This window comes from Asticcacaulis sp. P2_C5 (assembly GCF_056404555.1).
In genome coordinates this window covers 78,161-91,770 of sequence record NZ_JBFUDU010000003.1, presented here as the reverse complement: position 1 = coordinate 91,770, position 13,610 = coordinate 78,161, and the positions used below count along the sequence as shown (strand labels likewise).

Below are 13,610 nucleotides of genomic sequence, written 5' to 3'. Positions count from 1 at the left end.
ATGTCCCTGACGACCTCTGGGTAAGGGGCGCCAGGGCAAGATTATCGAAATGCGTCACCTGGTTTTGTGAATAAAAGGTCTCGAATGAAACTCGCTGATGTATCCGCCTCCCCCATGACGCGCCGCCATGTCCTGACGGCTGGTGCGGCCCTGGCGGGACTGGCCGTCATCAGCGCCAAGGCGGCGACCCTGTCGGCCCACCATCCCGACTATATCGTCGTGACACCTGATGGGACGCTGCAAATCTTCGCCCTGACCGAGTCTGCTTTTCGCATCCGCTTCGTTTCGGCCGATGCCGGACTTGCCGCTGCGCCTGATAGCATAGTCCTGCCCCAGCAAAATCGCCCCAAGGTGCGGCAACGCACCTCGGGCGACACAGTCCGCCTCATCCTGCCGGGTATCTGTTGCGAGGTAGACTCGTCGGACCAGGGCCTGCGATTTTTTGATAAGGACGGAAATCTGCTCCTGTGCGAAGCCCGCCACGGGCGCCGACTTACGTCTTCGACTCTGGGGTCAACTCTGGGAGAGGACAAGGTGTTCATTGCCGAACAGGCTTTCGACTCTCCGGCCGACGAACATATCTACGGTACCGGCTGCTTCCAGGACGGCGCGCTTGACCTGCGGCAACTGCCGCGCCGCCTGACCCAGGTCAATACCCAGATCAGCCTGCCCTTCACACTGTCGAGCCGCGGCTACGGGCTTATCTGGCTCAACGAAGGCAAAAGCGACCTCAATCCCCCGTCCCGTCAGACACAACTCAGCCGCGTCGCCGTCGACGCCCAGGGGCAGGTTGTCGACGTCACGACGGATGCCGGAAATGCCAAGCTGGCCCGGACGGAAGCGGTTTTCCAAAAGGAGATCGTCCTCGACGAGCCCGGCCGCTACGCCTTCCAGCTCGATATCGGACGCAAGATGGCCTCGCGCCACCATGTCGAGATCGACGGTAAGGTCTGTTGCGACCTGACCAATCTGTGGCTGCCGCCGACCACGAGCTTTATGGCCGACCTGTCGGCGGGGCCACATACAGTCCGCGTCATAGCGAATGCCGAGGATGCCCCGTCAATCGGCTACGACAAGGTGCGTGACCAAACCGTCTGGCGTTCCGATGTCGCCGAGGCCATCGACTATGTGGTCATGGCCGGTCCCGACGCCGAGCGGATCCTGGCCACCTATCGCCAATTGACCGGCGAAACGCCGATTCTACCCAAATGGGCCTATGGCTACATCCACTGCCGCGAGCGCTTCAAGTCGTCGCATGAGATCCTCGACAACGCGCGCGAGTTCCGCCAGCGGCAACTTCCCGTCGATGTCATGGTCCAGGACTGGCAGTACTGGGGCAAGCATGGCTGGAACGCCATGAAGTTCGATGAGACCCAATATCCCGACCCGGCCGGTCTGGTTAGCGACCTGCACGGCCTGAATATGCGGCTGATGCTGTCCGTATGGTCCAAGGTGGACCGTAAGGCCGAGCTGGGCCAGGCCATGGCGGAGAAGGGCTATTACATCCCCGACTCGGACTGGATCGACTTCTTCAATCCTGAGGCGGCGGCCTTTTACTGGCAAAACCAGAGCACGCGACTGGCAGCGCTGGGCATAGACGCCTGGTGGCAGGACGCGACGGAACCGGAAAATGATGACCTTGTCGGACGCCAGACCTTCGTCGGACGGGGCGAGCGACATCGGCTGACCTATCCTCTCCAGGTTTCCCGGACGGTTTATGAAGGCCAGCGGCGAGACTTCCCCGATCGCCGCGTCTTCACACTGACGCGGTCGGCTTTTCTGGGTCAGCAGCGCTACGCGGCGGTCACCTGGTCCGGAGACATCGGCAATGACTGGGAAACCCTCAAACGGCAGATTCCGGCGGGTTTGAACATGGCGGCGGCGGGCTACCCGTACTGGACCGTAGATGCCGGTGGGTTTTTCCGGCCCGGCCCGTCGCAATATACCGACACCGCCTACCACGAACGCTTCATCCGCTGGTTCCAGTACGCGACCTTCCTGCCGTTGCAGCGCGTCCATGGCTATATGACGGATACGGAGTTCTGGCGCTACGGCAAGACGGTTGAAGCCGTGGCACGCGATTACCTTAACCTGCGCTACCGGCTGTTCCATTACATCTACGGTCTCGCCGCCATTACCCATCGCAAGGGCACGCCCTTGCTGCGGCCCCTTGTTTTCGACTTTCGCACCGACGCGCAGGCCCTGGCCCAGACGCACAGCTTCATGTTCGGGCCCGCGCTGCTGGTGGCGCCGGTTCTTGAGCCGAACGTCACCACGTGGCCGGTCTATCTGCCCCGGACGCCGGGCGGCTGGTTCGACCTGTGGAGCGGCGTTCATCGCGCCGGGGGCGAAATCCACCAGGTCCCCTCCCCTCTTTCGCAGATACCCGTTCACGTGCGGGCAGGTACTGTGCTGCCGCTGGGCCCGATCGTTCAGTCGACCGCGGACATTACCGGCCATGCTATCGACATCCTGGTGTTTTCCGGGTGCGACGGCGCCTTCGAACTCTATGAAGATGACGGCCTGACCTACGCCTATGAAAACGGTGCCTGCACGACGATACCTTTCCATTGGTCGGAGCATAGCGGAGAGCTGGCCCTGGGCGGCAGGATCGGTGGGTTCAACGGCATGCCCGAGCAGCGGCTATTCCGCCTGCATCTTGTCTCACAGGACAACCCGCCGCTAAACCTCGGCCAGGGGGTGGAGGTTAGCTATACCGGCCGGCCCATTCGCGTCCGTCTTCGTCGCTAGCTTACCAGGATGTCGCCCGACTCGGCGGTGTTCGCGGTCCTGGCTATCTGCACCATGTCCCCGGCCCACCCCTCTACCGTCACCGGCCGACCAGCTTGGAACGCGTTGACACCGCTGCGGCCGGCCGCGGCGGTGCATCATGTTCAGACCTTCATCTCGTAAACGCCATTAGAATCGAGACGGATCGACCGTAATTCGCCTTTGTAACGCAGAGCAATGTCTTGCGCCGGGCGGCCCGTCAGCTTCAATGAGGTCAGGCTGCCTCCGCCCCAGGCGATGTCAGCGGTAATATTGCCACGAGCGCGCAGGCCGCTGATCCGGCCGGTGGGCCAGGCCGACGGCAGGGCCGGCAGCACATGTATCTCGCCACCCCACGATTGCAGGATCATCTCCATCAAGCCCATGGCGCCGCCGAAATTGCCGTCGATCTGGAACGGCGGGTGGGCATCGAACATGTTTGGATAGGTGCGCTGCGGACTCAGCAAGGACTTCAGGATCGCGTGAGCATGATCGCCTTCACCGGTTCGCGCCCAGCAACAAATCCGCCAGGCGGTAGCCCAGCCGGTCGACAGGTCCCCTCTACGGTTGAGCGTCACCTGTGCAGCTTTCACGAAATCGGGCGTGTCCCGGACATTGACCTGTGAACTTGGAAAAAGCGCATAAAGATGGGAAATATGGCGATGCTGCTGTTCCGGCGCCGCATCGTCCCAGTCATCGAGCCATTCCTGTAACTGTCCGGACTTACCGATGCGATCCGGCGCCAGGCGCCGCGACGTATCGGCGATCTGGCCCAGCAGATCGCTGTCAAGACCCAGCGCCTGACCGGCCGCGACCGTATGGCTGAAAAGGTCGCGGACAATCTGGCGATCCATGGCGGGTCCGGCGCATACCGACGAGCCGAAGGGATGCTGGTTTTCCGGCGATACCGACGGCGAGGTGATCAGTCCGCGTCCCTTTGGATCTTCGGTCAGGGTGTCCAGGAAGAACAGCGACGCGCCCTTCATCAGGGGATACAGCCGGGCCAGCATGGCTTCGTCGCGGCTGTAGTCATACTGGTCCCACAAGGTGTTGCACAGCCAGGCGCCGCCGCACGGCCACAACCCCCACATCGGCCCATCGATCGGCGCCGCCGCCCGCCACAGATCGGTATTGTGGTGAGCGACCCAGCCGCGCGCATTGTACATGGTTTTGGCCGTGCCGGCGCCGGTGACCGAAAGCTCCTCGGTCAGGCGCAAAAGAGGCTCGACGCACGGCGCCAATCCGGCCGCGCCCGCCAGCCAATAGTTCATCTCGGTATTGATGTTGATCGTGTATTTGCTGCCCCAGGGCGGGTTGGTCGCTTCGTTCCAGATCCCCTGCAGGTTGGCGGGCTGCGTGCCGGGCCGCGACGACGATATCAGAAGATATCGGGCGTACTGCAGGTACAGCGCCGCCAGGGCGGGATCGTCGGCGGTTTCCGAGGCGGCGATCCTCTGGTCTGTCGGCAATCCTGAACTGCCCTGCCCGAGATTGACCATGAAACCATTGAATAACGCCTGGTAGTCCGCGATATGGTCGGCACGAAGCCGCCGGTAGGACTTGTCCGCAGCCGCATCGCTGCGTCGGCGCACGATGGCCACCGGATCACCTGTCGTATCGCGAAAATTCACGAAACTGGTCGCGGCCGAAATCACCAGGGTAACAGTCCTCGCGCTGCGGACCGAAAAGGCGGAGTCGGAAACCGACAACTCGCCATTGGTGACAGCCTTTACGCGTATGGCAAAGGTCAGGGCCGGCGAAAGGTTCGGGCCGCTTTTATTCTTCCCCGTTATCAGCCAGGCCCCGGGGCCGTCCTGCCGGATAAGGATATCCGCGCTGTTTTCCCCCGTCTCCTCGCGCCGCGTCCAATCCGGTGCCTGTGCCGCCACCAGGGGGGTCGCCGACCCGCTGTAGTTGGCCGCTGTGTATTTGACGTCGCGAGGCCCTCGGTAAGCCAGGTCGAAACCGAACCGCCGGCCTTTCGCTTCCAGCCGAAGCACAATCACCTGATCCGGGGCGGAGACAAAGGCTTCCCGGCATATCGTGCCCGAAGCTGTTGCGTACATTACGCCGGCGATGGCCGTCGCCAGGTCGAGATCGCGTTGGTACGACGCCGGCGTATCCCGTCCGTCGAAGGTCAACAAGAGGTCGCCGAGCGTGCCATAGGCCATTTGCGACAGCGGGCGCGCCATCATCTTTGCGCCGGCGAGGTCCGTCGCTTCCTTGTAGCTTCCTTCGGCAATCAATTTCCGGACTTCGGGCAGCGCGGAGAGGGCCTCCGGACTGTCCGGCGTATAGGGGCCGCCCGACCACAGAGTGTCCTCGTTGAGTTGCAGCCGTTCCTGGCCGACGCGGCCGAACACCATGGCGCCCAGTCGGCCATTGCCGATCGGAAGGGCCTCCTCCCAGCGCACGGCCGGCTGCCGGTACCACAGCCGGTTTGACGCCGATGGTCCCGTTGTCCCGGCCATGGCCGGAACCGTCGACGCCACGGACAGCGCCGTCACGCCTGCGAGAACCCGGCGCCGGGATGGCCCGTCTGAAATGGACATGCTTCCTCCTCCGATACCTGACAGGACGAGACCGTCAGAAGTTCTTGTGCCCGTAGGTGATAACCATATCAACGCAGTCGTCGCAGCCGCCGGTCAGGGCCAGTCCCAATATAAGTCCGGCTGCGCTTTTCAGGGTGATCATGATCAGGGCTCCAGGGTCTGGCTGGAGGTTACGGTCAAGGATGCCGCGACGCCGGACGCCTTGACCAGCCCCGGCCGGCCTTCCGGCTGTCCGCCGCCAAGCCAGATATTGACCTTGCCCGGCTTGACCGTGCGCGATCCATCGGCATTCACCGTGCTGAGCGCGCGGCTGTCGAGCGTAAAGCTGACCGTCTTGGTTTCACCGGCCTTCAGATGAACGCGATCGAACCGTGCCAGGGCGCGGATCGGCGCGTCTTTTTCACCGGGATGACTGAGATACAGTTGCACAACCTCGTCGCCGTCTACGCTGCCGCTGTTGGTGACGTTTACCGAGACCGTCACCTGCCCATCGCCCTTCACCTTTGCGGCCGAAACCTTCGCCGGCGCATAGGTGAAATGGGTGTAGGACAGGCCGTAACCGAAGGGATAAAGCGCCTCGCCCTTGAAGTAGCGATAGGTTCGGCCCTTCATGCTGTAGTCAGTAAACGCTGGAAGTTGGTCCGCCGAGCGATAAAAGGTCATCGGCAGCCGGCCTGCCGGGCTGAAGTCACCCGCAATCAGGCGGGCGACCGCCGCCCCGCCCTGCCCGCCGGGGTACCAGGCCTCGACGATTGCCGGAACGTTTTTATCGGCCCAGTTGACGCCCAGCGCGCTGCCATTGACCAGGACCAGGACGACGGGCTTGCCGGTCGCGCTGACCTGTTCCAGCACCTTTTGCTGGACGGGTGGCAGGTCAAGACTGGTACGATCGCCGCCCGAGAAGCCGGGAGTCTCGACCCGCATTTCCTCGCCTTCGACGCGTTGCGACAGGCCGGCGGCGAAAACCACCAGATCGGAGGCCTTCGCGGCGGCGACGGCGTCCTGGGCGCCTTTATCCGATGGCAGGCTCCACAACAGTTTTTCATCGCCCTTGTCCTGGCGCTGGAAGGATTCGACTCGAATGGCGTTGCGGCTGCCGGCCTCCAGGTGGACTGTCCCTGTGGCGATCGATGAACGCCAGTCGACCCACCAGGCATCGACGACCAGCTTGTCGTTGACCCAGATGCGATAGCCGCCGTTGGCGTCGTAGCGGAAGCGATACTCGCCGGTTTCCGGCGCCGTCAGGTAGCCCTCGAAGCGCACCGATCCGCTGCGTTGCTCGCCGCTCCAGGCCTGTCGGGCATTGGCGGCTGCGGCAGACTGCGGCGTTCCCGACAGGTCGGAAGCGGCAAACTGGCTGGCCGTCACACCCTTTTCGTGACAGTCCTTGTCACGGCAGAAGGCGTCGTCGGGCACGGGCGCCAGGACGGGATCGATCAGGCCGGAACCCTGGGCATAACGTATCTCCGCATTGGGAAAGCGGGCGCGCAGACCGTTAAGGATGGTTACCGGATGCGACGGGTCGCCGCTATAGTTGCCGACCAGAGAGTCGGGCGAGTCGGCATTGGGCCCGATCACGGCAATGGTGCGCGGTTCGGCCTTCAAGGGCAGCAGATTGCCGTCGTTCTTCAGCAGGACCATGGCGGATTCCGCCACATGCTGCGCCAGGTCGCGATTGGCCGGGGTGTCGTAGTCGGCGGCGGTAATGCCCGGGAAGACCTTGGCGGGCGGGTCGAACTGGCCCAGCTTGAAGCGCGCGGTAAACAGCCGGACCAGGGCTGTATCGATGGTGCTTTGCGGCAGCAGGCCCTGGCGGACGGCGGCGGTCAGGTGGTCGGCCTCGTTGGCATTGCCGCAGATCAGGTCCGTCCCCATCTGGTAGGCCGCGGTGACGCCCTCCTCCGGTGTCGCCTTGTAGTGGTGCGAGGTCTTGTAATAGATGTCGCCGACGGCGTCGCAGTCCGAGACCACGAATCCCTTGAAGCCCCAGTCCTTGCGCAGATGGGTGACCAGCAGGTCCTCGTTGGCGCAGGCCGGCTGGCCGTCGATGGCGTTGTAGGCGCACATGATCGAGTCCGCCTTGCCTTCGGCAATCGTCGCCCGGAAAGCCGGCAGGTAGGTGTCTTCCAGGTCATGGCGCGACGGATCGACATTGTCGCGGTGGCGTCCGGCTTCGGGACCGCTATGGACCGCGAAGTGCTTGGGCGTGGCGACGACCCGGTAATAGACCGGATCATCCCCTTGCAGGCCCTTGACATAGGCTACCCCCATGCGGGACGTGAGATATGGGTCTTCGCCATAGGTTTCCTGGCCCCGCCCCCAGCGCGGATCGCGGAAGATATTGATGTTCGGCGACCAGACAGTCAAACCACGAAACCAGTCCGAGCCGCCGAAACGATGCCGGCTTTCAACATATTTGGCCCGGAATTCGACGCTGACGGTGTCGGCGACCTGGCGAATCAACGGCTCATCCCACGTCGCGGCCAGGCCGACCGACTGCGGAAAAACGGTGGCGTGTCCGGCGGCTGCGACGCCATGCAGGCCTTCGTTCCACCAGTTGTATTCGCGGACACCCAGTCGCGGAATACCCGGGGCATCGTTGATCAGCTGGGAGGTCTTTTCCTCCAGCGTCATACGCGACACCAGGTCGGCGGCACGCTGTTCGGGCGTACGCGTTACGTCCTGGTAGGGTGCGCGTTCGAGCGGATTTTGCGCGAACGCGCCGGGTGCAGCGCTAAGCGCGGCCAGCAGGGCTAATGCCGAGACGGCCCAGCGTGCGCGGCGTGGAATATATTGCTTCATGGTCATTTCCTGTTTCCTGTCTGCCCAACCGTTCAGGCGCGGGCGAATTCGTACAGCTCTACGCTGGTCGGCGCGATTTTCAGTGGCGAAGCGGTGCCGAAGGTGCCTTCGGTCACCACCACCTCCGCCGGCTTGCCGACCTGGTTCTGCGCATCGAGCGAAGCGCCGGTCAGCTTCCAGCTACGTCCGGCCTTTCGCACCTTGAAGCCGTCCAGTCCCAGTTGCAGGGTCTGAGCCTGCTCCGTGGCGTTGACGATCGCCACGACCAGGGCCTTGCGGTCCGCTGTCAGGGCGGCCGAAATATCCAGCGGATAGGTCGGGCTGCCGGCATTGACGCGCGGCTGGTCACCGCCGGCCGGGTATTCCGGCGCCGGCACGGGAGAATTGCCGGTCACGGCGACGGGGATGGTGCCGAAATGCTGGTTGTACATCTGGTACATCCGGCCGGTGGCGCTGATCACCGAACGTGTGCGGTCGAAATCGATCCAGCCGGTCGCCATGGTGTAGCCCGCCATGTCGATGAAGTCGGAATGGCGGAAAAACTCATGCAGGCACATGCCCAGGGCCAGGCAGGTCTTCAGTGTCTGGCGGAAGCTGTAGGCATATTCGTCGAAGAAGACCTTGACCTTGCCGTCGTTCAGCGCCGGGAAGCGGCGCTTATACTCTTCCCAGCATTCCACCATGGTCAGGACGCGGTTGGCCGGCTGACGCGCCCATTCGACCAGGGGCCGCTGGACGTCGAAAAGCTTGCCCGTCTTGACGTCGAACTTCTTGTTTTCGGGTGGATAGGCGTGGGTGGCCAGGGCGTCGAACTTGCCCCAGGCATTTTTGAACATACCGTAGGCCCAGTCGCGCTCCGATCCGAATTCGACCTGGGGCTGGCCTTCGATGAAGATGCCCTGGCCCGTCGTCATTTCGTCGGCGAAACCGCCCGGCGCGATGATGTAAATCGACGGATCGACCTTGCGCATGGCGTCGGCGAATTGCGCGTGCTTGACGGCGTACTGCTTCATCGGGATATGCCCCATCTGCCAGTGGCCGTACATCTCGTTGCCGATGTTCCAGTACTTGACGCGATACGGTTCCGGATGACCGTTGGCGGCGCGTTTCGCACCCCACTCGGTATCGGCCGCGCCATTGATATATTCGACCTGCTCGGCGCCCGAGCGCGGGCTGTCGAAGCCGGTGCTGACCGACCAGCTCGGTTCGGCCCTGATCAACTGGCACATCTGCAGCAGCTCATCGACCCCGACGTCGTTCGGTTGAGCGAAGTTCCACACCGGGTCGAGAATCGGCGGGCGTTTGTCCGGGTCACCGATCGTATACTTCCAGTCATAGCTGGAAATGAAGTTGCCGCCCGGAATACGCAGGATCTTGCAATCCACCTCCTTCATCAGGGCGATGGTGTCGGCGCGGAACCCCTTGATATTGTCCGCGGGCATCAGGGAGACGGCGCCAATGCGGAAGGTCCCCGTGCCCGTACCGGTGATTTCAAGCCTGGCCTCCGCCGTGTCGGCCTCGGGCGAAAAGCGTACTGGCACCGTGCTCCAGGCCGGCCCTGCCGGCACCTTGACCGTTTGCCGGTCCGTTGCTGCCATACCCCAGATCAGGGTTGCCGTAATATCGGCCGCACCGTCGGCCGCGATGACGACGCGCCCGACATAGTCTTTCTTCCCGGCCAGGACCAGGCCGGACTGGGCGATGCCGCGCGGCTCAGGCCTGGCCAGCGTCACCATTGGCGACTGCTCGCCGACCCAGGGCGTGTTGCGATCCATGGCCACGGCCGCGTCGGGCCCGACCGGGACCCATTTGTTGACGGCGCGCATCCGCGCCACGGCACCTTCCGCCTTGGGCGCCGGTGTTGAGTCGACCGCGTGATAGAATTTGCGATCGTCCAGAACCTCGCTCCACAGGCTGTGATTAATCAGGTCGCCGATATGTTCGAGAAAGCCACCATAGATGAACGGATTAAGTGGGGCGCCCTCACGCCCGGCCTGGATGGTCGAGGCGATCGGCGACTTGGTCTCGGCCATTGCTGGCGTAGTGGCCAGGACACTGGCGACCACGCCCGTCATAAGGGCCTGCCTGCGCGACAGTATGGCGCCGTTTTCGTTTTGCATGGTAACCTCGTAGTTCAAAGGAGAAGACACATTGATAATGGCGTCAACAAATCCCGGCCTTAGATAGCGGCCACAAACCTGCTTCCAGGCGGCTAATGCACTCGATAGAAACGAATGCGGACGGCGGGTCTGCCTTCGTCGGTGATGATGTCCAGGCGCGCCACGAACGCCGATTGGTTCAGCCATTGATAGCGGCCCAGAGGCGCTTCGAAGACCGGGGTCAAGAGGATAGGCTTTGCGGGATCCGTTCCCATCTGCGGACACATGGGTCCCTGGTTGCGCACATTGATGATGGCGCCGTCGCTGGTCTGCAGCATGTAGTCGGCCGTAGCCCAGACACAGCCGTCGGCGCGTTTCAGCTGCCAGTCCCATCCGCCGGGCCTGACCTCGCCTTTGATCCCCGTCCCGTCGCCCGGTCCGTCAAACCTGCCGCCGGTTATGGGAATGATGTAACGCTCGCCCATCGGCGTCGCGCCGGGATTGACGCCTTCACCCAGCAGAACCACCTCTTCGAAGGCATATTCCAGATGAGGAGTGGGCTCCTGGTGCGGTGCAACCGGGTCGGGCTCGAGCGCCAGGGCCGGCGCCGACCACAGCGCGCCCGCCATGGCGAGCACACCCAAAACACCGCCCGGGACAGACGCCAAAGCTTTCATCACCGCGCCTCTGGTGCGAACGACAGATGTGCGGCGAAGTATGGCAGGACATGGTTCTGAAACCGGTCAGCAACGCCGCTTACGTGGTCGCCGTCATACAGTTCGAAGCTGTTGGCGACATGATAGGCTGTCAATGTGGCGCTGAGCGCTTCGGTGTCGGTCTTGAGCCCGTCGCGGTCGCCGACATCAAAGGCGATCGCCGCGTATTGGCGCATGTTCGGGATATACTGATGCACCATCGACAGCGGCGCATTGGCCGCCCAGCGCGCCAGGACGTCGGGTTGCGCCACGCCATCCTTGGTCGGCAAGTCGAGATAGAACGGAGGCTTGTTAGGATTGGGCGACCACGCCGACGCAACCGCCAGGGTCGCACGGACGAAAAAGCCCAGGGATTGCGCTTCCTCCGGTGTCTTCAAGGCTTCCAGCTTGAGCCCCTCCTCGGCCGAAGGCGCGCCGCGCGCGGACAGGCAACAGGGGCTCATGACATAGAGAGCGCTGAAGACTTCCGGATGTTTCATACCGATGCGAACCGTACCGTAGCCACCCATCGAATGACCCGCCAGCCCCCGGCTTTCGCGCCGTGCCAGGGTTCTGTAGTGACTGTCGATATAGGCAACCAGGTCCTTCGAGATGAAGGTTTCCCAGTCTCCCGTCGTTGCGGAACTGGAATACATGGAGCCGTTGTGAAGGGTCTGGGAATTGGGCAGCACGATGATCATGCCCTTCACGCCGGCCGAATAGGCGGCGTCGATCGTCTGGGGCGTTTTGATCTCTTTCGACCAGATCTCGTTATTGATCGAATAGCCGTGCAGCGCATACACAACCGGATAACGCTTTTGTGCGGCGGAATCATAGTCGGGCGGCAGATACACCGTGACCTTCCGATCGGACGCGTTACCTTCGAGATTGCCTTCCAGCGCCTGGCTATGAACGGTAATTTGCTCCGTGCGAACGGACTGCGCCGCTGCGGAGTTTACAGCACTGACGGCAAGCATGGCGCATAGGCCAAAAAGCACCTGGCGCATTAAGTCTCCCTTATAATTATTGGTTTCCCCATTCCTCTGACAATATGTCTCAAAAATCAAGGCCGGAATTGAGTGTCAAGGCAATATTTTGGCAACTTCTTTCATTAGCGAAATTTAAGAATCTATTTTTCTTTCTATTTATATTAATAATATCAATATATTATTATATTATTTTCAACCGTGCACGCGTTTTTTGGAATAAAATTGTGATTTTCCAGCGTCGAAGTGGCCGCGGGACGATTGACGAGAATTGTCTGATATAATACGCTGTGTGACCGCTAACATTTGTTGGTCGGGTCCTTGCCTTTAACCGAGAGGGCAAGGAGTGGTGTTGTATTTTTTAGCTCCTGAACTCGCTGCCTGGTCCTCCTAAGCAGCAGATGGGCGCATTTTCGGATGCGCCCTTTTTTCTTAGTCTTGCATACCCAAGCACCTGGCCTGGTTCCCGCCGGATGCTCTGGGGCCGGCCGAAGCCCGTAGCCCCCCAAAAAAAAGAAATCAGAGGAAATGCCATGAAATCGAAGCTCCAGCTGAAGATCGCCCATTGCCTTTTTCGGCATTTACAAGTGGGCGTCACCACGGGCGTCATCGCCCTGGCCTGCGTTCTCGCCTCCCCGGCCAGCGCACTCGACGACAAGATGACCCCCATCGCCATTCCGGCGCAGCCCAATGCCATTGAATTGAACACCGGACACCTGCCCGGCGCCACGGCCCAAGAGGCCTGGCACAGCCAGTACGGCAGTGTCTTCGCGCGCAATGTCACGGTTGCCACACTGACGCCCTTCCTTCCCGACCCCGCCAAGGCGACCGGCGCTGCCGTCATCGTCGCCCCGGGCGGCGGCTTCCGTACCCTGTCGATGGAGAACGAGGGCTGGGACGTCGCCCAGGCGCTGGCCGACAGGGGTGTCGCGGCCTTCGTGCTGAAATACCGCCTCAACCCGACGCCGGAAGACATGGGTGATTTCGAAAAGTCGATGACCGCCATGTTCACGCCCGGCGCCGCGCCCCCGCGCCCGCCGATGCAGCAGGATCCGTCGGTCGCCCTGGCGCCGCAGATCGCTGACGCACGCGCCGCCTTCGCGCTCGTCCGCTCGCGCGCCGGTGAATGGCATATCGATCAGGACCGTATCGGCATGGTCGGCTTCTCCGCCGGCGCCATGCTGACCCTGTCGACGGCGCTGTACGGCCAAGACGCCAAGCCGGCCTTTATCGGCGACATCTACGGCCCGCTGATGCCGGTCACCGTCCCGGCCGATGCGCCGCCCCTGTTCATCGCCCTGGCCGCCGACGATCCCTTCTTCGCCAATGGTGGATACGGCCTGATCGACAGTTGGAAGGGCGCCAAGCGGCCGGTGGAATTCCACCTGTACGAACAGGGTGGCCATGGCTTCGGCATGTACCCGAAGGAAACGACAAGCACCGGATGGTTCGACGCGTTCGCGCGCTGGCTGGGCATGCACGGCTATCTGAAGCCCAAGGCCTGACCATTGCGATACCCTCGTGGCGTGGCGCTTGTGACGCGCGCCATGCCACGAGTGGATCTGGGCCAGGCCCTCTCCGCCAAAAATGGCAAGCTTCCCGTTGTGTGGCGGCGCGGACAAGGGCTGAATTTAAAAGCTGTCCCCCAGATCCAGGCAAGGTTGTTGCTATTTGCAAAATACTATTAAATTTCAATAGTATATTAGC

The 13,610-nt window shown here is 62.3% G+C and carries 7 protein-coding genes; 2 read left to right on the top strand and 5 right to left on the bottom strand.

What is annotated here, in order from left to right; all coding sequences use genetic code 11:
- Positions 1-84 precede the first annotated feature (84 nt).
- Positions 85-2,751 carry a glycoside hydrolase family 31 protein gene (locus AC1DXO_RS06435; protein ID WP_476977288.1) on the top strand — a complete coding sequence of 889 codons (2,667 nt, stop codon included), beginning with the start codon at positions 85-87 and terminating at the stop codon, positions 2,749-2,751.
- A 143-nt stretch (positions 2,752-2,894) separates the two neighbouring features.
- Here the strand turns inward: AC1DXO_RS06435 and AC1DXO_RS06430 are convergent, their stop codons facing one another.
- The 5 genes from AC1DXO_RS06430 to AC1DXO_RS06410 form a co-directional block, all read right to left on the bottom strand.
- Complete coding sequence (locus AC1DXO_RS06430) at positions 2,895-5,321, bottom strand: glycoside hydrolase family 95 protein (RefSeq protein ID WP_476977287.1); 2,427 nt, start codon at positions 5,319-5,321, stop codon at positions 2,895-2,897.
- 144 nt (positions 5,322-5,465) lie between these two features.
- A complete protein-coding gene (locus AC1DXO_RS06425; protein ID WP_476977286.1) occupies positions 5,466-8,129 on the bottom strand; it encodes a glycoside hydrolase family 3 protein in 2,664 nt (887 codons plus the stop codon).
- A gap of 26 nt (positions 8,130-8,155) precedes the next feature.
- Complete coding sequence (locus tag AC1DXO_RS06420; protein WP_476977285.1) at positions 8,156-10,243, bottom strand: alpha-L-arabinofuranosidase C-terminal domain-containing protein; 2,088 nt, start codon at positions 10,241-10,243, stop codon at positions 8,156-8,158.
- 92 nt (positions 10,244-10,335) lie between these two features.
- A complete protein-coding gene (locus AC1DXO_RS06415) occupies positions 10,336-10,899 on the bottom strand; it encodes a DUF3237 domain-containing protein (protein WP_476977284.1) in 564 nt (187 codons plus the stop codon).
- Positions 10,899-11,924, bottom strand: a complete 1,026-nt coding sequence (locus tag AC1DXO_RS06410) for an alpha/beta hydrolase (protein ID WP_476977283.1) — start codon at positions 11,922-11,924, stop codon at positions 10,899-10,901. The genes AC1DXO_RS06415 and AC1DXO_RS06410 overlap by 1 nt, the downstream gene beginning before the upstream one ends.
- A gap of 512 nt (positions 11,925-12,436) precedes the next feature.
- On the opposite strand from AC1DXO_RS06410, the gene AC1DXO_RS06405 reads away from it, so the two are divergent.
- On the top strand, positions 12,437-13,408 hold the full coding sequence (locus tag AC1DXO_RS06405; RefSeq protein ID WP_476977282.1) for an alpha/beta hydrolase: 972 nt from the start codon (positions 12,437-12,439) through the stop codon (positions 13,406-13,408).
- The last annotated feature ends 202 nt before the right edge of the window (positions 13,409-13,610 follow it).